This is a genomic window from Vibrio sp. CAU 1672 (assembly GCF_029223195.1).
Lineage (GTDB): Bacteria > Pseudomonadota > Gammaproteobacteria > Enterobacterales > Vibrionaceae > Vibrio.
This window is the reverse complement of the sequence record NZ_JARHUF010000040.1, coordinates 1-18408: the sequence shown is the minus strand read 5'-3', so window position 1 is coordinate 18408 and position 18408 is coordinate 1. Positions and strand designations below refer to the sequence as shown.

The window sequence follows — 18408 nt, the reverse complement described above, 5'->3', positions numbered from 1 at the left end:
GACAGTGATTCCGGAGTTAGTGGAAAAATGGACTGGTTTATCCCGGAAATGGTGTCCGGATTAAAACGGAATGGGTGTCCGGACAATCCCGGAATCGGTGGCTGGATTGCTCCGGAATACGCAGGTAGGCGACACTCTCGCCAAACCGCTCGCCTTAGTTTCATTCCATGTGCTTTTAAGCATGGAATGGTAAGGTGGCAACGTTCAAAAGAAAGGAATGACTCGTCAATCGAGTAGATATGCTGTTCTGGGGCGAAACGACCAATTACGTGCATCATTTTGGCCGAAAGATCTGAATAAAGCTCATAGTTGGAAGAAAGGGCAATCACTCCTTTCTGCTCACAGAGATCCTTCACCTGAAAGAACGGCTTGAATTTCTCTACACCAGCCTTTTTTGCCTGTCTGTTTGCGGCAACGACACATCCATCGTTGTTGGATAAAACAATTACGGGTTTGCCACGCCAATCAGGACGAAATACTTGTTCAGCACTACAGTAAAATGAATTAGCGTCAACTAAAGCAAACATCACTTGTTTCCTATTAGGGGACTAGGGCGGTGACAACGAACTGACCGTATGACAACGCCTTCCAAAGAAAAGTTATCAAATTCATTAATTGGCATAGGCTGGTGTTGCTCATTCGCTGAGAGTAAAAGTCGTCTTCTAATGTCGATCTGTTTACAGATAAACTCGCCATTGAGGTTCGCCACGATGATATCGTGGTCTCGAACCTCAACGAAGCGGTCGACTATGAGTAGGTCTTGGTCGAAAATGCCAAGGCCCTGCATTGAATCCCCACATGCACGACCTATGAAGGTTGCACTAGGGTGCTCAATCAAGAGTTCATCTAAGTCGAGGGACAACTGAGTGTATTCAGCAGCAGGGCTTTCAAAGCCTGTGATGCCAGCTCTTGCTGATATTGGTATGATTCGCATAATGATACTGTCTATATATACAGTGCTATTTTGATGTGTGCTTTTAGATTTGGCAAGTACTTATGAACTGTTCGAGCGAAAATCGATCAGGCGAGTAACTGGAACGTGTGGAGCTAAGTAATAAGTGAGGGAAAAGTTGCTTCCATTAGAGTCCTTTCACCCTTTGTCTTTCAGCTCTAGCTCACCTTTGCCCCAAACTTAGTTACAAACCCATCACGCAGCCTGCGTGACGCAACTTGCGTGATGAACTTAAAACCGAGAAAAAGCACTTAAGAAACAAGTGAATATTGCCCCTAAACGTTTTAGAACGCATCTATTTGGCAATAGAACTAGCTAATGTGCAAAACATGCACATTGCTTATCAATCAACTACCGAGTATTCCTCGGCAGTTGAACTGTTGCAAAATTTGCAATAGTTGCCTGAGCGAGGAGAAATTTCAGTTGTTGCAAAATCAGCAACAACTACCATCGACTCCAATTGTGCAACAGCCTGTTGCACAAATTAGCCTGAATCAAAAATGCCCTGAAGCGCTTTAGGAAGCATGGTTTGGTTGATAAGCTTTGGTAATGATTTCAGGCCCTATAAGCTAATAGCATTGCAACTCATAAGGCTGCTAATTTGCTAGACTTAGGTAGACAATACATCAAGGTGGATGAATGAACTACTTTGCAGAGGACCCCTTCTAGGTAATGTAAACCTGGAGGGTAAATGAAAAAGCTAAAACAGCTGTACCGAAACCGTATCAAATGCCAGCGTCAATATCTTTGGGATTATTATCCAAGCATTCGCAGTGGGACTCACAAGCACTTTTCAACAAAACAGGAAAAGTGCTATTTCTTTCTTCATAAGATTGAGTGTAAGGGCTACCCGATAAAGCTACGAGCTGCGCGAGGAAGATCTTTGGCTAATCCGTGGGATGACTATCCAGCGTATGTGTATGACCTAGCAAAAAGTTGGAAGCATAATTCCAAACGACGTCATCAGTACTACAAGTAAATTTAACGATAATAAAGCTCTGCGTTTGCGGAGCTTTTTATTTTCTGAAAGCCAGAAACGACAAGAGCCACTACAGCTAGTGGCTCTATTACTCGCTACCTGTGGTCAATACTCTATGAGCGGAAGATAACAGGGCTATCGTATGTCCTCGGTGGGCTGCTTTGCAATTACGCCAAGTTCAAATTGATGCTATTACTTCTGGCCAGACAGTAAATAGCAGCTCAATGAAAAAGCAGAGATACCCGAGGCTCTCAGCATTAGTTTACAACCATGAACTGAATGGAACAAGCTTACTTTTGCCCCTTTGTAGTTCAGAGTTAAGATTCTATTTAAATAAGGAGCGTATGTTTCCCCTACTAAAACTAATCTATAAACTAACCTACAATTAGTGTCCGACAAACGTTCCCTTACTGGCTGGGTATTACTTAATCACTCTGCCTCAAGCACCTTAAATTGCACGTCCTGGCATATGACATCGATAAATTAGACACTTTTCTGTAGAGGAAAAGTGTCTAATCTGAGAGAAAGCTCAGTGAAGAGAATCTCTTAACTTAAGAAGGGGGTCTAAACGGCAACTATACCGAGAATGCACCTTCCCAAACGATTTGGCGGTAGCGTTCAGGGTTTGTGTCACCTTCAGTACTGAAGAGTAGGACTACCGATTCTTCACTAAGGCCAACATTTCCGTTGTGTTTGACGATTTCGTTCAGTGCTCCAAGAGTAATCGCACCTGACTCACCGCTGGTGATCGCTTGATCGCCGGCCAGTGGGTTACCATACATTCGCATACCTGTTGCAGAGACATTGTCCTCTACAGCGATAAAGTAACGGCTGCAATCTCTTAAAATTGGCCATGTCACAGGGTTAGGTTCACCACAAGCTAGACCTGCCATGATAGAGCTAAGGTCGCCTGTCACGTTAACCATATTTCCTGCTTCGCTGGTACCAGAGCGATAGATACAATCTGCGGCTTTTGGCTCTGCGATGATAGTGTCAAACTTAGTTGGATCCAGCCTATCGGCTAAGTAACCTAATACGCCACCGGCCATCGCACCAACACCCGCTTGGAGAATGACATGGCTAGGCGCGTCAAAACCAAGTTGCTCTACTTGTTCTACAGCTTCGTCGGCCATTGTCATATAGCCTTGTGAAATCCAAGTTGGGATCTCTTCATAACCGTCCCAAGCGGTGTCTTGTACTAGCATCCAACCGTTGGCTTGAGCGGTATCATTTGCCAAACGCACGGTATCGTCGTAGTTCACTTCGGTCACGATACACTCTGCACCCAAGCCACGAATGCGATCGACACTAGCCTGAGGCGAGCCTTTTGGCATATAAACAACCGCCTGTTGTCCCATTTCACGCGCTGCCCAAGCCACGCCAGTACCATGGTTGCCCGCTGTCGCGGTTGCAAAGGTTAACGGTGCTTCCAGTTTTGATGAAACGGTTTTCAGGTCGATCTCTGCGATATCGACATTAAGGTGTTTTGCTAACTGACGACCTAGAGCGTATGAGCCGCCAAGCACTTTAAAGGCGTTAAGCCCAAAGCGCTTCGATTCGTCTTTTACCAAAATGGCTTTTACACCAAGTTGTTTTGCTAGTGCTGGCAATGAAACGAGGGGTGTTGGCTGGTAGCCGTCGATCTGAGAATGAAAGGCACGGGCTTGTTTGGCTTGCTCAACACTAAAGAGTTCGCTTTTTTTCCCGGAAAAGAATGAGTTTTTAGATAGATTTAGCATAGGGCACACTTAATGAATAACGTTGGGAGAAGAAAAGGCCATCGAGAGGGAATGACCTTTTCGTTGCATTTTATTTGATTACGTAAGCGATCGCTTCTACTTCAACAAGCGCGTCTTTTGGCAATCTTGCCGCCTCTACACACGAGCGTGAAGGCGCGTTTTCAGTACCAAATACTTCAGTATACACTTCGTTGAATGCAGCAAAGTCTTCCATGTCAGATAGGAAGCAGGTTGTTTTCACCACGGTTTCCATGGAAGCGCCAGCTTCTTCCAGCACTGCTTTTAGGTTTGCAAGTGACATGCGAGATTGCTCAGTAATGCCGCCTTCCACAAAAGCCATGGTCTTAGGGTCTAACGGAAGTTGACCAGATGTAAATACTAAATCTTGGAAAACAGTGCCTTGAACATAAGGGCCGATAGCTGCTGGTGCATTGTCAGTATGTACTTTAGTTTTCATTTTTAATCTCTTGCCTCTTTAACTTCTGACGTCGGAAGTTAACTTTATCAAACTTTACTTCCGATCAGGTAACTTTAGTTAACGTTATTGACGTATGTCATTTTGAGAGTGGCTTTTTTATTCAAGATAAAATCAACTCTTGGTAACTATAAAACTACTTTTATTCGACTGGGTCAATAGTAAAGTTAACTATATGTCGCTTTGGCGAGGCTTTTGTCACGATTTTATGTCAAAAATCTGTATTTTAGTTAACTATGGTTAACCTTGTGTTTTGGGTCACATTATTTAACTGAAATATCAGTAGACTGCCCTTGTACCGTTCACAAATATTAACTATAAGACTTAATTGCTCCACAACTAAGTCGAATAAGAACAAACAAAGAGGCTCCAATGAACAATTTCCTGAATCGTGGGTTTGACCAATCTGAATTTGAACACCGTACTCAACGCGCTCAAAAAGTCATGCATGACAAAAAGCTGGATGCAATGATTTTTACTACCGAGCCAAACGTTCGTTACTTTACTGGTTTCCATACCCAGTTCTGGCACAGCCCAACACGCCCTTGGTTCGTTATCGTTCCAGCTGAAGGTAAACCTATCGCGATCATTCCAGAAATTGGCGCCAGTGGCATGGCGGGTACTTGGATTGACAACATCATTACCTGGCCATCGCCTCGTCCAGAAGATGACGGCATTAGCTTGGTCGCGAGTGCTCTGAACTCATTGCCTTGTCGTCACGGCCGAGTGGGCGCGACGCTGGGTATCGAGTCTCACCTACGTATGCCAGTGAACAACTACCTGCAACTGACCACCATGGTTAAAAAGGACTTTGTTGATGTGTCTCTAGAGATGCATGAGCTTCGTCAAATTAAGTCTCAAGCGGAAATTGAGAAGACACGAGAAATCTGTCGCATCACCAATGTCGGCTTTAACAAAGTCCCACAATACGCCAAAGCCGGTATGACGGAGCGTGAGATCTGTAAACAGTTCCGTATCGACATGTTGTTAGAAGGCGCGGATGAGTGCCCATACATTATTGCGGGCTCAGGTCCTGATGGTTACGACAGCATCATCATGGGTCCAACAGACCGCATTATTGAACCGGGTGATGTGTTGATCATTGATACCGGTGCCGTTCGCGATGGTTACTTCTCAGACTTTGACCGTAACTGGGCGTTCGGACATGCGAGTGAGCAGACAAAAGCGGCATACCGAGCGACTTATGAAGCGACGACCAAAGGTTTTGAAGCCGCGAAACCAGGTGCGACAACGACGGATATCTATAACGCGATGTGGAAAGTGCTAGAAGCGAACGGTGCACTGGGTAATGACGTAGGTCGTTTGGGTCATGGCTTAGGCATGGAGCTGACGGAGCGCCCTTCAAACACGGCAACAGACAATACGGTGTTGAAGCCGGGCATGGTGATGACGCTAGAGCCAGGCATGGTTTACGCACCGGGTAAATCTATGGTTCACGAAGAAAACATCGTCATTACTGAAGATGGCGCAGAGTGGCTATCTGAGCGTGCGGAACCTGAACTGATCGTTATCGATTAATCCCCCCAAAGTGCTTCTCTGTCTGCCTGATATTCAGAGAAGCACCTAGACGAGAAAACATTATGGAAACCTTACAAGAGTTTAAAGATTGGGAAATTACCCTGTCGCATACACAAGCCCCTCGCATTGATCGAGTGCATATCGGGTTAGTTCAACTGAGCACTGATCATTCGCTAGAAATGGACTGGGCAAAGTTATTGGGAACGCAGGCGGGCGTTTTTAGTTCTCGTGTTTACTACAGCAGTGAAATGACCCCAGAAGCGCTGGATCAAATTGCCATGGGTATCAGTGAAGCATCGGATCTGATAGCCACGGGTTTACCAATGGATGTGATGGCGTTTGGCTGTACCTCTGCCTCAATCATTATTGGGGAAGAAAAGGTTGGACAGTTGCTCACGAAAAACCGTGGAGATATTCCCGCAACGAACCCATGGACAGCCGCACAAGCTGCATTTAGGCACTTAGGCGCACGCAAGATCGCCGTATTCTCTCCTTATCCAACAGAGGTGAACTTCCCTCTCTACAACCAATTGACCGCTGCTGGGTTTGAGGTGTGCATTTTAGGCTCATTGGGGATCGAGAAGGATACTGATATTACCAAGATCTCTAAAGCATCCATGTTGGAGGCGTTAGAAACGATTTTGCCGGAGTCGGGCGCAGAGCTTGTGTTTATGTCCTGCACCAACCTACGCGTTCTCGATCATATCCAAGAAATTGAAGACAAGTTCAACATCCCGGTTGTTTGTAGCAACTCGGCTATGTTCTGGCATGCCATGCACCTAGTTGGTAAGAAAGCTCAATGTCCAGGTTACGGAAAATTACTAAATCTATAGGAAAGAATCATGAGTAATACAGTAAAAGGCTGGATCGCAGCCATATTTATCGGTTTGTTGTGGGGTATTCCTTGGATTGTGGGAACACCGATCTTAGAAGTTATGGACGCTCAAGTGTTAGTTTGGGTTCGTTATACCGTTGCTTTCATTACCCTGTTTGTCATTATCAAGGTCAGTAACGCGATTGGTAAGCCACAGAAAAAAGTCGACTTTAAACTTAACTGGGAAAATCGCCATGATATCTTTTGGGCTGCTTCTTGTGGGATTATTGGTCAGGGCGCATTTAGTTTCTTGTCGTTTCTGTCTTTGGACTATATCACTGCATCTGAAAATGGCGTTATACAGGGGCTAATTCCAATCATCATCCTTTGTGTGGGTTTCTTGCGTCACGGTGAGCGATTTACTGTAATGCAAATTGTCGCGGCGGTTGGTGCGTTTGCAGGCGTAGCGATTCTGGTGATGGATCCATCGGTCGAGGGCAGTGGTTTTAACATTGGGCACTTAATCTGCTTTGCCAGTGCGGCGAGTTTCTCTACAATGGCTTATGCTCGCGCTAAGCTTGCAGAGAAATACGGTTCAGTGGCGACCATGTACCATCAGTTCGTATTTGCAGCGATCGGCTTCGGTATCTACTTACTCTTTGTTGGTGCAGACTTCTCTTCTGCTCTAGGTATTTTCTCCTCTCCATTACGTATTCTTTGCATCACTATTTTGGGTGTCGGTATTTCTGGAATCAGTTACCTGATTTACATCTATGCAATGGAAAGAGTCGGTGTAGATGGCACGGGTATGGCGCTGAACTTAATGCCATTGTCTTCGTTCGTACTCGCGGTATTCGCTCTTGGTGAAGCGGTGACGCCAATGAGGTTGCTAGCGATTGCGGTCGTTATCGGCTCCATGATGATGTTTATGAAATTTGCTCACAAGAAAGAGCCAGAAGTTGAAGCACAACTGGCTGAGAGCAACTAACCATGACAAACACTGCTAAGGGATGGATTGCGGCGATTTCAGTTGCGTTATTGTGGGGTACCGAGGGCTCTTTAGCAACCTTGCCTCTCAGCGTCATTGATGCGAAGGTCCTGGTATGGCTACGCTATGTGATTGCATTCGCCGTATTATTTATCGTCTTGGCAGTGTCTCTTTTCTTTGGAGCGTCACCAACCAAATCAATGCAAGTTTTTCGGTTTAGTTGGCACAATCGTAGAGATGTTTTGAAGCTCTTTTTATGTGGTGTCGTTGGCCAAGGGTTATTTAGTTTTTTTTCTTTTCTTTCCCTTGATTACATTACTATTTCTGAAAATGGAGTCATTCAAGGGTTAGTCCCCATTGCCATTTTATTGATGGGCACGCTGTTCTATGGTGAGCGGTTTACCTTAACTCAGATAGGTGCTGCGCTTATTGCTCTTGTTGGGGTGACGTTATTGGTCTTCTCGCCCTCAAGTGCGCAACAAGGATTGAGTATTGGTCATTTCATTTGCTTGCTGAGCGTGGTGAGCTTTGCTTCGGTGACTCACCTGCGAGCACAACTGGCTCAGCAGTACGGTGGGGCCCAGACCATGTTTTACCAATTCGGTTTTGCGGCTCTGGGATTCTTCTTTTATCTACTCTTCGACGGCGTCAACTTCAGCAGCATCCAATTGCTACTCGACTCCTCCTATGCATTGCTTTGCGTCCTTGTACTAGGGACTTGCGTATCAGGGCTGGGTTATCTGGTGTACATCTATGGGATTGAGCGGGTAGGCGTTGATGGCAGTAGTATGGCTTTAAACTTAATTCCAATGTCGGCTTTTTTAATTGGAACCTTTGTGTTTGGTGAACAGCTATCGGTGCTTCGAGTCGTCGCCATGGGACTCATCGTCGGAGGTATGGTCATCTTTGTCCGGCCGACACCCAATAAACAACAGGTGGCCATTAGCGTGAATAATTAAAAAGGAGCCTCACTGAATGTGAGGCTCCTTTTTAATTGATGAGAAAGCCTTTACTAAGCTTTGAATTCACGAATGTACTTATAGATTGCGTGACGTGTAATACCTAAGCGTTCAGATGTGAGTCCTGTTGCCTCTTTTAGTTCAAAAATGCCGTTATCAAAGAGTACTTTAGTGATGGCTTTGTTCTTACCTTTTAAATTAATGGAAGCGTCGTTTTGCACTTCTTTAACCGCATGTTCAAGGGCTTGCTCAATTACGTCAGTAGCCGAAGAGCTAAAGTTTTCATGTACTCCAACATGAGGGAGTGAAACATCAGGCATTAGAGTTTTGATAATTTCGGGGAAAGGATGTGACAAGTTCATATTGATACAGAACAGCCCAATGGGTTTTCTATTTTCCCCTGCAAGCACGCATGTTGTTGACTTTAAGAGTGAGCCGTCTTTACCGTTAGTAAAGTAGCTTTTTGGGGTAACTTCTCCTGTCTTTTCGAATGCGCTAAGCATACGTAATCCCATATCTGTGATTGGCGATCCTACTTCACGACCCGTGTGATGCCCGTTAACAATTTTCACCACGGACTTTTCAAAGCTTTCAAACGAGTGAATGACGACTTCGCAGTGCGGACCGATAAAGTCTGCAATGGTTTCCGCTAGTCGAAAATTGGACTCAAGATATTGTCGATCAACCTCAGTGAATTCGACGTTAAATGACTTATAAGCTGATGCGTTCATTATAGACCACTACTGTTAACTTTAACTTGAGAGTTATTGTCCCTTGATGTTGACTTGAAATCAACCTACACACATAGCTAAATGTAACCGAATTCATTATTCTTTAAACTGAACTTGTTCATTAGTTCACTAAAGGGAGCTAAAGTTGACAAAAATCAAATTTAAAAGCGATTTTTAATCCAAATAGTAAACAATAGTTAACTCTATAGCTTGGGTCACATTATTTAACTGAAATATCAGTAGACTGCCCTTGTACCGTTCACAAATATTAACTATAAGACTTAATTGCTCCACAACTAAGTCGAATAAGAACAAACAAAGAGGCTCCAATGAACAATTTCCTGAATCGTGGGTTTGACCAATCTGAATTTGAACACCGTACTCAACGCGCTCAAAAAGTCATGCATGACAAAAAGCTGGATGCAATGATTTTTACTACCGAGCCAAACGTTCGTTACTTTACTGGTTTCCATACCCAGTTCTGGCACAGCCCAACACGCCCTTGGTTCGTTATCGTTCCAGCTGAAGGTAAACCTATCGCGATCATTCCAGAAATTGGCGCCAGTGGCATGGCGGGTACTTGGATTGACAACATCATTACCTGGCCATCGCCTCGTCCAGAAGATGACGGCATTAGCTTGGTCGCGAGTGCTCTGAACTCATTGCCTTGTCGTCACGGCCGAGTGGGCGCGACGCTGGGTATCGAGTCTCACCTACGTATGCCAGTGAACAACTACCTGCAACTGACCACCATGGTTAAAAAGGACTTTGTTGATGTGTCTCTAGAGATGCATGAGCTTCGTCAAATTAAGTCTCAAGCGGAAATTGAGAAGACACGAGAAATCTGTCGCATCACCAATGTCGGCTTTAACAAAGTCCCACAATACGCCAAAGCCGGTATGACGGAGCGTGAGATCTGTAAACAGTTCCGTATCGACATGTTGTTAGAAGGCGCGGATGAGTGCCCATACATTATTGCGGGCTCAGGTCCTGATGGTTACGACAGCATCATCATGGGTCCAACAGACCGCATTATTGAACCGGGTGATGTGTTGATCATTGATACCGGTGCCGTTCGCGATGGTTACTTCTCAGACTTTGACCGTAACTGGGCGTTCGGACATGCGAGTGAGCAGACAAAAGCGGCATACCGAGCGACTTATGAAGCGACGACCAAAGGTTTTGAAGCCGCGAAACCAGGTGCGACAACGACGGATATCTATAACGCGATGTGGAAAGTGCTAGAAGCGAACGGTGCACTGGGTAATGACGTAGGTCGTTTGGGTCATGGCTTAGGCATGGAGCTGACGGAGCGCCCTTCAAACACGGCAACAGACAATACGGTGTTGAAGCCGGGCATGGTGATGACGCTAGAGCCAGGCATGGTTTACGCACCGGGTAAATCTATGGTTCACGAAGAAAACATCGTCATTACTGAAGATGGCGCAGAGTGGCTATCTGAGCGTGCGGAACCTGAACTGATCATCATCGACTAAATACCGAATTATAACGACAAGCCAACGCACGGGGCTCGTGACGTTGGCGATAACGTGAAACGAAAAGGACTCAAAATGAACACAACGAATAAAGACACATTTTTAGGGTGGGTTGCTGCGATAGCGGTAGCGTGCATTTGGGGCGTGACAGGCGTAGTTTCTAAGCCTCTTTCTATGGCGGTCGATCCAATGACCTTGGTATTTTTCCGATATGTCACAGCGGTTATCGGCCTATCAATTATTTTCTTTTTTACGTCGCGCAGTAAGAGTTTAAGTGTTGACCTGGGATCGTCACTGAAAATTGACAAAAAAGATATCGGTCGAATTGCACTATGCGGCATTGTAGGGCAAGGGGTGTTCTCACTGTTTAACTTCCTGTCATTAGCTCACATCGGTGCGACAGAGAACGGCGTTATTCAGGGTATGCAGCCATTCGCTACCGTCTTTTTTGGTATGATGTTCATGAATTTCCGCATGAACAAAATTCAGTGGGGTGCATTCATTGCATCGGCGATCTGTATTTATGCGATGAGTGTGGGACCGACTAATACGATTGAAGGTGGTACTCCGTTACTAGGCTATGTATATGTTACTTGCTCAATGCTTGCGCTGGCTTGGACAGCTCACCTTCGTGCGAGTTTAGCAGACAAGTACGGTTCGGTTGTTTCAATGCTTTACCAATACATTTCTGTAGCAGTAATGGGTATCTTCGTGGTACTTGCAATGGGTCTAGATCTGTCCCAAATTTACATCATTTTCTCTAGCCCATTACTGATTGCTCTATTGATTTTCCTTGGTACGGGTATCTCAGGGGGCAGCTACCTTATCCAGCTTTACTCTTTCAAACGCATTGGCGTTGAAAAATCAACCATGGCTCTAAACCTAATGCCACTTGTTGGTTACCTTGTTGCGGTACTGACGCTTGGTGAACAAATGGCGATGGGCAAAACCATTATTGTTTCTTTAATTGTTGTTGCACTTTACGTCTTCACAAAATACGAGACAAAAGAAGAGCCGAAAGCAGAAGAAAACTTGAAAACACAAGAAGCTTAAACTGAATCAAAAAATAATAATGTGGGAAGCTATCTGATCAGATAGCTTCTTATTTGGAGAAATATATGACCACAGAAACATCCGCAATTGAATGGCGTAGACACCTTCACCAGTACCCTGAGTTTGGGACTGAAGAGTTTAAAACGTCGGAGTTTGTTGCTGACAAATTGGAAGAGTTTGGGCTTGAAGTTCACCGTGGGGTCGGTGGCACAGGTGTGGTAGGTATTCTACGTCAAGGTACCAGCGAACGCAGTATTGGTCTTAGAGCCGATATGGATGCTTTGAGAATTAAAGAAGAGAATACGTTTTTTCATGCGTCAAAACATGAAGGTGCCATGCACGCTTGTGGACATGATGGCCACACAGCCATGTTGCTAGGCGCGGCATGTGACTTGTCTCAAAGCCGAAATTTTGATGGTATCGTGTACTTCATTTTCCAACCGGATGAGGAACGTGGTACTGGCGCGAAAGCGATGATTGCTGATGGTCTGTTTACTCGTTGGAATATGGACGCGATATATGCGATGCATAATTTGCCTGGTATTCCTGCTGGTAAGTTTGTGACTCGCCCAAGCTCTGTGATGGCGAGTGAAAGCAGCTTCGAAATCACGATCAACGCAACGGGTGGTCACGCAGCGCTGCCGCACATGGGGACTGACCCTATTGTGGTGGGGGCGCAAGTGGTTACTGCGTTGCAGACCATTGTTTCTCGTAACTTAAGTGCCATTAACGAGACTGCTGTCATCTCCGTGACGAACTTCGAGACCAATGGCACAGTGAATGTGATCCCATCACAAGTGACCATCACCGGCGATACGCGAAGCTTTACCGATGAAGCATTGCACAAGATCGAGAAGGGAATTGAGCGCGTCGTAGCTGGTCAATGTATGTCAGCGGGGGTTGATTACCAATATCACTTTAACAATAGTTTTCTTTCAACGATTAATACGCCAGAAGAAACGCGGCATGCGATTGCGGCCGCAGAAGCAGTCGTTGGCTCGGACAATGTTATTGGCAACTGTGAACCATTTACGATCAGTGAAGACTTCTCCTTCATGCTGCGTGAGGTGAAAGGGTGTTACATTCTAGTTGGCAATGGTGTTGGAGAATGTGGTGGAACTGCGCTACATAACCCGCACTACGACTTCAATGACGATATTCTGGGTACGGGTATGCGTTATTGGCAAACCTTAGTGGAACAGCAGTTAGCTAAGTAATCACGACTGGGGAAAGGCATCGACAAAATCTCTGATCTGTCGGTGCCACAATGTTTGTGAGTTTCGTTAGTTCCGGAGCTGCGTTCGTGAATAGGCATACCTGAGCATTGTCGTTGAACTAACTATGGTTCTAGTGGATTTGAGCTTTGCTATCAAACATTACCGATATTCCATACTTTTAGTAATTCACTATTTGCTAACATTCAGACTCCCGCAAATGATTTCTGTCCAGAACTTTCACAGTTGGCACTTCGTAACTCTGAAGTGCCCCAAAACTGTTTAGCTCAAAATTCCTGACCACTTTCTCATGTCATTTCTTGACCTACTTTTGTTAATGGCAGATTATGAGTCTAGTTGAGCACTTACTACCATACAGACATGTTCTGCAATTTGTGAGTGTAAGGAAGAATAAGACTGATAGAACAGTATGTTGCTGGCGTTTTGTCTTTATTTTCTGAATATATTATAAAGGCAATGTCTGTTGAAACGCACTGTTATAGGGCATTCAGATCCAGCTACCTAATTTTTAGAATTTATGTTCACACAGAGGGATTATGGGAAGTCAAAACCAAATAAAATCTAAGTTGCTTGAAATGGAAGGCGGAAAATTTCAAAGACTCTGTGATGATTGGCTGTATAGAAAGGGGTATGAAAATATAAACCCTATTGGAATGATGAATACAACTGACCGAGTTGTTAAAGGTACGCCAGACTGTCTGTTTATGCAGAAGAATGGAAAGTATATTTTTTCGGAATATACCGTTCAACAGGAGCGTCTAGCCAATAAACTAAAAGATGACATTGAAAAGTGCTTTGATGAAAATAAAACAAGCATTCCTGTAGATGAAATCAGTGAAATAATCATATGTTATTTGGGTAAACTTACTACGGAAGAAATCAACGAACTCAGAACCTTTTGCTACGAAAGAGGAGTAATGTTGACTCTTAATGGTCTTGATTCAATTTCTTTGAGCATTAAAAATTCTTACCCAGTCCTATCAGAAGAGTATTTAGATTTACCATTAGATACTGGTCAGTTGTTGAGTATTGATGATTTTATTGAAAGATATGGTAGAAGCAATTTTACAACGTCTATCGACAATGAGTTGCTATTCTGTGATGACTTGCTAAGTAATGCAATCAGCACTCTGAATTCTTCTAATTTTCTACTTGTATCAGGTGCGGCCGGGTTAGGAAAAACATTATTTTCAGTAAATTTGGCAAAACAAGTCCATCAAGAAAACAATAACACAAATGTTGTTTGTCTTTTTGATAAAGGTGCAGACTTAATAAGGGATATAACCGCATGCTTTAGCGAACCAGGGGATTATCTTATTTTTGTCGACGATGCAAACAGACTAGACAATCGACTTGATTACATACTTCACTATCTAAATGAAAAAGATGAAAGCCGGACTTTTCGAATTATCGCTACAGTACGAGATTATGCACGAGAATCCGTTATAGAAAAGGTTAGTAAATATACCGAACTTCATGAGCAAGTCATTACCCCGTTAACTGATGAGCAGATTAAAGAGTTGTCTGAAACATTATTTGGAATTAAAAATGGGGAGTACCAAAAAAGAATACAAGAAATATCCTGCGGCAATCCACGACTGGCTGTAATGGCATCAAAAGTTGCTATAGAAACAAATCAAATACAGTCTATCCAAAATGTCACTTCCTTATATAGCGATTACTTTGGGGAGAACGAGAATGTAAAACTTGTGCTTGACGATAAGCGGTTGGTTGTTGCGGCTTGCGCTATTTCTTTCTTTAGAAAAATTGACAAACTTAATGAACAGCAAATGGGTATGGTGGAAAATTCCTTCGGCATACAGGCTGAGGAATTTTGGGAAATTGTTGATATCTTAAATAAAAACGAAATAGTCGATTTGTATGAAAGCGAAGTAGTGAAGATATCTGACCAGGTTCTATCTACTTACCTTTTTTATATAACCGTATTTGAAAAGAAGATAATACCATTCTCATTAATCGTTAAAGATTTTTATCCTGATTGCACAAGAACTATTGTTGATTCACTAAACCCTATCATTAGTGCCTTTGACCAAAGGAAAGTTGTTGCTGGCATTAGGAGTGAGGTTAAAGATATATTTGAAAAATATTCTGAAAGCGAGAGTGTCGATAAATCGATAGAGTTTTTGAGCACTTTTTGGTTTGCCCTACCAACAGAGGCCTTGGTTTTTTCATCAAAGGTTATTAGCGGAATGCCGGACGTTGATATTGATTGGAAAGGTGAAAATTATGAGGAGGCTAAGAACGAGGCAGATAAATCATCTTTAATCAGTTTGTTAACAAGTTTTAGGTACTATGATGAGCAAGAATTTCAAATGTCCTTTGAATTACTGCTTAAATATCTTGCTAAAAGTAAGGCGTCCCTTGGCTTTGTAATACGAGTGCTGTCTGAACGTTACAATTTTAAGCCTAATGATTGTCGATACGGCTATTATGTACAATCGTTCATTGTAGATAAGTTGATAGAACAACTGGATAAAGGGGAAAACTACTTATTCAGTCGACTTTTTATTTTAACGGCTAGTTATCTGCTAAAAGTTGAGCACAGAGAGCATCAGTGGTCTCGCGGTGATGCAATAAGCATAATAACTTTTAGGCTATCTCCTGATGAATACCTACTCGCTTTAAGAGATAAGATTATCTCAAACCTATCTTTTTTAATGGATAAAGATGAGTTGCAACCTTTCGTTATTGATGTAATTAGTGAGTACATAGGCAGAGCAAGATATGAGGGAGCGGATATGGCTGATGCTGACCTTCCTCTTTTTGAACGATATTTTGTTAAAAAGTTAGATAAGGATAATTTATCACACTGCATGATGATGCAAGACTATTGTGAGCACCTTGAATCTTTGGAGTTGAACTATCCAAAGGAGTGGAAAGAAGAATTCTTTAATGAAACGCTTAAACTTTCACACTTACTTCTTGAAGACAGGCATGAGCGGCGCATGCTTGAAATGGGGTATGAGGAATACAATCAATACCGTCATCAGAGTTTAGTTGAGTATTTTGCAGGAATTTCGATAACAGATTTCATTGACTTTATTGATAGGTGTAAAGAATTGAATAATGCCCTGTCGGGTAGAGATAGGGATTACTCATTAAAAAACGGAATCGAAATGAGTCTTCACGCTATGGCTGAGTCAGTGCCTGACCTCTTTCCTGAAATTGTATTGAGGTATATGGATTATGATGACTATTTTGAAGTAAATCCTCATTTCTTAGTTACAGACCTGTTTAAGTCTCAATCTAGTGGTGACGTTTTTTTGCTGTTAAATAGCAAAGAATATCGGTGGAAGAAGTTATGGCTATCTACTTATTTTGCATCATTGCCAGAGGAGTCCATTGCCGATGATGACGCTCGCTTATTAATAGAGCACATTAGCAATACGCCAAGTAACGAATTGCGTGGTTGGCTAGATTACTTGGATAAGTATAAGTGCATTGACGATGCTATTTATAGCAAAGTAGTCAGAATTCTAACTGATAAATCCCATGAAGATGCTAACTATGCAAGACCACTAGGACACCTATTTAGTAGTCACTCCAGCATATTTGGCAACTGGTTTGAAGTATTTGAGCCAGATGAGGAACTGGTTTTTGATGCATACCTAGCCGCCTACAGTCTAGAGCGTTACTGGGATTATTCTGGCGACGCTTTAAAACTTCTTTTAGAAAGACGGTTTGAGTTTTTATATAAATTGATCGATCAAATATATGAAAATGAAAGATGGCCTGATTTACACACAGATATGCCAGAGTTAAATTTTTTGTGGGAAAGAGAGGGCTACATCGAAGAAGTTGAAGAATACGCGAGATATCTTCAGAGTAAAGATGAACACTCTTTCAGGTATAGAGAAAATATATTTAGTAAATTATTCACTAAAGAAAAAGGGAAAACTGAATCGGAAGATATGAATCAGAAAAAACATAATTTTTTCCGTAATGCCGTCAAGAAAAATGCTTCGGATATTAAATTTACGTGTTTTTTATTTCAATCTGCACAATATCTTAGTGAAGAATTCAGGCGGGAACTGTTAGGTCTATTTCTTAGTGAAAATGCTAAATTTGAGGACTTTCAAACGCTAGATTACGAACTAACTACTCGGTCGTGGTCGGGAAGTCGAGTTCCCATCTTGGAGCGAGAAAGGAATTTTCTTGAAAGTTTGCTGCCACTTTTTAACTCCATTCAGTTTCTTGAGCATAAATTCTATGTGGAGAAAAAAATTGAGGGTAAATTGAAATCTATTGAATATGAAAAGAAGAGAGATTATATGGAAAGCAGATAGCTTGATATGTAGTGAAAGAACACTGCCCTATAACAAGTTGCTGCACACGGATAAATTACTCGCTGCGCTCCTAACTTACCGGTGAGCAAGGCGTTATGTGTATGGTCAGCATTGGAGCTAAGAAAATAGTGACTAATAAAGAAACTCGCTTGAAGCGAAAGAAAATGGCTCGTGCGCATTTAAGAAGCAAACGAGCACGATTGGAAAGGCTAAGAGCTAGGTTGATTCCGCGAGTTCGACACATTGATGGCTTTAATAAAGAAACATTTGAAAGTTATTACTCACGTTGGCACAAGTCTCTAAAAAATATACCCATGTGTGTGGTTGAGCAATGGGCTTATGAACACAATGATGAATTTATAGAATATTGGTCAAAGTTGTTACCTCGTAAGTGGAAGTTTCATTTAAAAGGTTTAACAACAGAGCAGGTTATGAACATTCAAATGCTTGAGCACAATCGTAAAAATTATGAACATGCAGGGTTACTTTGCATTGACCAGAAATATGCTCGGACTAGGCTTTCAAACTACATGTTTGATAATTGTACATTCCCTAGACCAATCATCGTTTTTGAGAAAAATGAAGCTTTAATTCATCCAAGAAGCTACGGTGAGATTGCTTTTGACCATGAATTTAATCTTGCTGAGGGGCACACACGCCTTGGTTTGTTCAGAGCTATGCATTCAAGAAATTTATTTTTCATTGAAAATCATGATGTTTGGGTAATCGAAACAAACACATAACAAATGCATCAACACGATTTGCTCAACTCGGCGCTGTCAGTTTGCCTTTAGCTTCAGTGATTAAGGCGTTAAAATTCAGCTAAGTTTGTATCGTAGCAAACGTGTTATGCAGGCGTTACCTTTCCATACTAAACCTAATCAATAACATTCTAATTTAGTAATATAACTGACTCAGTTTTGTCCAGAGATGAGCCAGCACGATCGCTACTAGCTTTGTGATCACCAAGCAATTCTGTCGTACCTTAATTACCAAGCGACTTTGTCATTACGTTAACTACCCAGGGCAAGATTACGAAGCCCCTTGCCCCGCAAGGACTTGAGAAAGGTACGCATTACTGCGATTCGCTTTCTTTTGCTTTCTCTTGATCCCTGCTTTAAAACTTTTCTCCGCCGTAAGC

At 42.8% G+C, this 18408-nt stretch carries 13 protein-coding genes and 1 pseudogene; 9 read left to right on the top strand and 5 right to left on the bottom strand.

Annotated features, from left to right (window positions below; translation table 11 throughout):
- The 4 genes and pseudogenes from P2G85_RS20415 to P2G85_RS20400 all read right to left on the bottom strand — a co-directional run.
- Positions 1-527: pseudogene (locus P2G85_RS20415) on the bottom strand (hypothetical protein); the annotation flags it as partial.
- Complete coding sequence (umuD, locus tag P2G85_RS20410) at positions 527-934, bottom strand: translesion error-prone DNA polymerase V autoproteolytic subunit (protein ID WP_275865898.1); 408 nt, start codon at positions 932-934, stop codon at positions 527-529. The gene umuD and the pseudogene P2G85_RS20415, both read right to left, overlap by 1 nt.
- Before the next feature lie 1572 nt (positions 935-2506).
- Positions 2507-3670 carry a diaminopropionate ammonia-lyase gene (gene dpaL, locus P2G85_RS20405; RefSeq protein ID WP_237309108.1) on the bottom strand — a complete coding sequence of 388 codons (1164 nt, stop codon included), beginning with the start codon at positions 3668-3670 and terminating at the stop codon, positions 2507-2509.
- Between the two features lie 70 nt (positions 3671-3740).
- Positions 3741-4127 carry a RidA family protein gene (locus tag P2G85_RS20400; RefSeq protein WP_213871519.1) on the bottom strand — a complete coding sequence of 129 codons (387 nt, stop codon included), beginning with the start codon at positions 4125-4127 and terminating at the stop codon, positions 3741-3743.
- A 390-nt stretch (positions 4128-4517) separates the two neighbouring features.
- Between P2G85_RS20400 and P2G85_RS20395 the strand changes: the two genes are divergently transcribed.
- The 4 genes from P2G85_RS20395 to P2G85_RS20380 all read left to right on the top strand — a co-directional run bounded on the left by P2G85_RS20395 (position 4518) and on the right by P2G85_RS20380 (position 8445).
- Positions 4518-5684: a Xaa-Pro peptidase family protein gene (locus P2G85_RS20395; protein ID WP_275865897.1), complete on the top strand. Its 1167-nt coding sequence runs from the start codon at positions 4518-4520 to the stop codon at positions 5682-5684.
- A gap of 62 nt (positions 5685-5746) precedes the next feature.
- On the top strand, positions 5747-6517 hold the full coding sequence (locus P2G85_RS20390) for an Asp/Glu racemase (RefSeq protein WP_265689753.1): 771 nt from the start codon (positions 5747-5749) through the stop codon (positions 6515-6517).
- 9 nt (positions 6518-6526) lie between these two features.
- Positions 6527-7486: a DMT family transporter gene (locus P2G85_RS20385; protein ID WP_275865896.1), complete on the top strand. Its 960-nt coding sequence runs from the start codon at positions 6527-6529 to the stop codon at positions 7484-7486.
- A 2-nt stretch (positions 7487-7488) separates the two neighbouring features.
- Positions 7489-8445 (top strand): EamA family transporter, encoded by a 957-nt coding sequence (locus P2G85_RS20380; RefSeq protein WP_275865895.1) that lies wholly within the window; start codon positions 7489-7491, stop codon positions 8443-8445.
- Between the two features lie 53 nt (positions 8446-8498).
- On the opposite strand, the gene P2G85_RS20375 is transcribed toward P2G85_RS20380, so the two are convergent.
- Positions 8499-9176, bottom strand: coding sequence for a PAS domain-containing protein (locus P2G85_RS20375; protein WP_275865894.1), 678 nt, complete (start codon positions 9174-9176; stop codon positions 8499-8501).
- A gap of 329 nt (positions 9177-9505) precedes the next feature.
- Between P2G85_RS20375 and P2G85_RS20370 the strand changes: the two genes are divergently transcribed.
- From P2G85_RS20370 to P2G85_RS20350, 5 genes are all read left to right on the top strand, one after another.
- Positions 9506-10672, top strand: coding sequence for a Xaa-Pro peptidase family protein (locus tag P2G85_RS20370; protein WP_237309107.1), 1167 nt, complete (start codon positions 9506-9508; stop codon positions 10670-10672).
- A 75-nt stretch (positions 10673-10747) separates the two neighbouring features.
- Positions 10748-11725 (top strand): DMT family transporter, encoded by a 978-nt coding sequence (locus P2G85_RS20365; RefSeq protein ID WP_275865893.1) that lies wholly within the window; start codon positions 10748-10750, stop codon positions 11723-11725.
- A 65-nt stretch (positions 11726-11790) separates the two neighbouring features.
- Positions 11791-12942, top strand: coding sequence for a M20 aminoacylase family protein (locus P2G85_RS20360; RefSeq protein ID WP_275865892.1), 1152 nt, complete (start codon positions 11791-11793; stop codon positions 12940-12942).
- A gap of 554 nt (positions 12943-13496) precedes the next feature.
- Entirely contained in the window at positions 13497-17267 is a 3771-nt protein-coding gene (locus P2G85_RS20355; protein ID WP_275865891.1) for a DNA replication protein, read from the top strand.
- Positions 17268-17368: 101 nt separating this feature from the next.
- On the top strand, positions 17369-18010 hold the full coding sequence (locus P2G85_RS20350; RefSeq protein ID WP_239942533.1) for a hypothetical protein: 642 nt from the start codon (positions 17369-17371) through the stop codon (positions 18008-18010).
- The last annotated feature ends 398 nt before the right edge of the window (positions 18011-18408 follow it).

Bases quoted from the DNA above. Each gene is read 5' to 3' on its own strand.
- umuD (WP_275865898.1), bottom strand. From the start codon at position 934: ATGCGAATCATACCAATATCAGCAAGAGCTGGCATCACAGGCTTTGAA.
- dpaL (WP_237309108.1), bottom strand. From the start codon at position 3,670: ATGCTAAATCTATCTAAAAACTCATTCTTTTCCGGGAAAAAAAGCGAA.
- P2G85_RS20400 (WP_213871519.1), bottom strand. From the start codon at position 4,127: ATGAAAACTAAAGTACATACTGACAATGCACCAGCAGCTATCGGCCCT.
- P2G85_RS20395 (WP_275865897.1), top strand. From the start codon at position 4,518: ATGAACAATTTCCTGAATCGTGGGTTTGACCAATCTGAATTTGAACAC.
- P2G85_RS20390 (WP_265689753.1), top strand. From the start codon at position 5,747: ATGGAAACCTTACAAGAGTTTAAAGATTGGGAAATTACCCTGTCGCAT.
- P2G85_RS20385 (WP_275865896.1), top strand. From the start codon at position 6,527: ATGAGTAATACAGTAAAAGGCTGGATCGCAGCCATATTTATCGGTTTG.
- P2G85_RS20380 (WP_275865895.1), top strand. From the start codon at position 7,489: ATGACAAACACTGCTAAGGGATGGATTGCGGCGATTTCAGTTGCGTTA.
- P2G85_RS20375 (WP_275865894.1), bottom strand. From the start codon at position 9,176: ATGAACGCATCAGCTTATAAGTCATTTAACGTCGAATTCACTGAGGTT.
- P2G85_RS20370 (WP_237309107.1), top strand. From the start codon at position 9,506: ATGAACAATTTCCTGAATCGTGGGTTTGACCAATCTGAATTTGAACAC.
- P2G85_RS20365 (WP_275865893.1), top strand. From the start codon at position 10,748: ATGAACACAACGAATAAAGACACATTTTTAGGGTGGGTTGCTGCGATA.
- P2G85_RS20360 (WP_275865892.1), top strand. From the start codon at position 11,791: ATGACCACAGAAACATCCGCAATTGAATGGCGTAGACACCTTCACCAG.
- P2G85_RS20355 (WP_275865891.1), top strand. From the start codon at position 13,497: ATGGGAAGTCAAAACCAAATAAAATCTAAGTTGCTTGAAATGGAAGGC.
- P2G85_RS20350 (WP_239942533.1), top strand. From the start codon at position 17,369: ATGGTCAGCATTGGAGCTAAGAAAATAGTGACTAATAAAGAAACTCGC.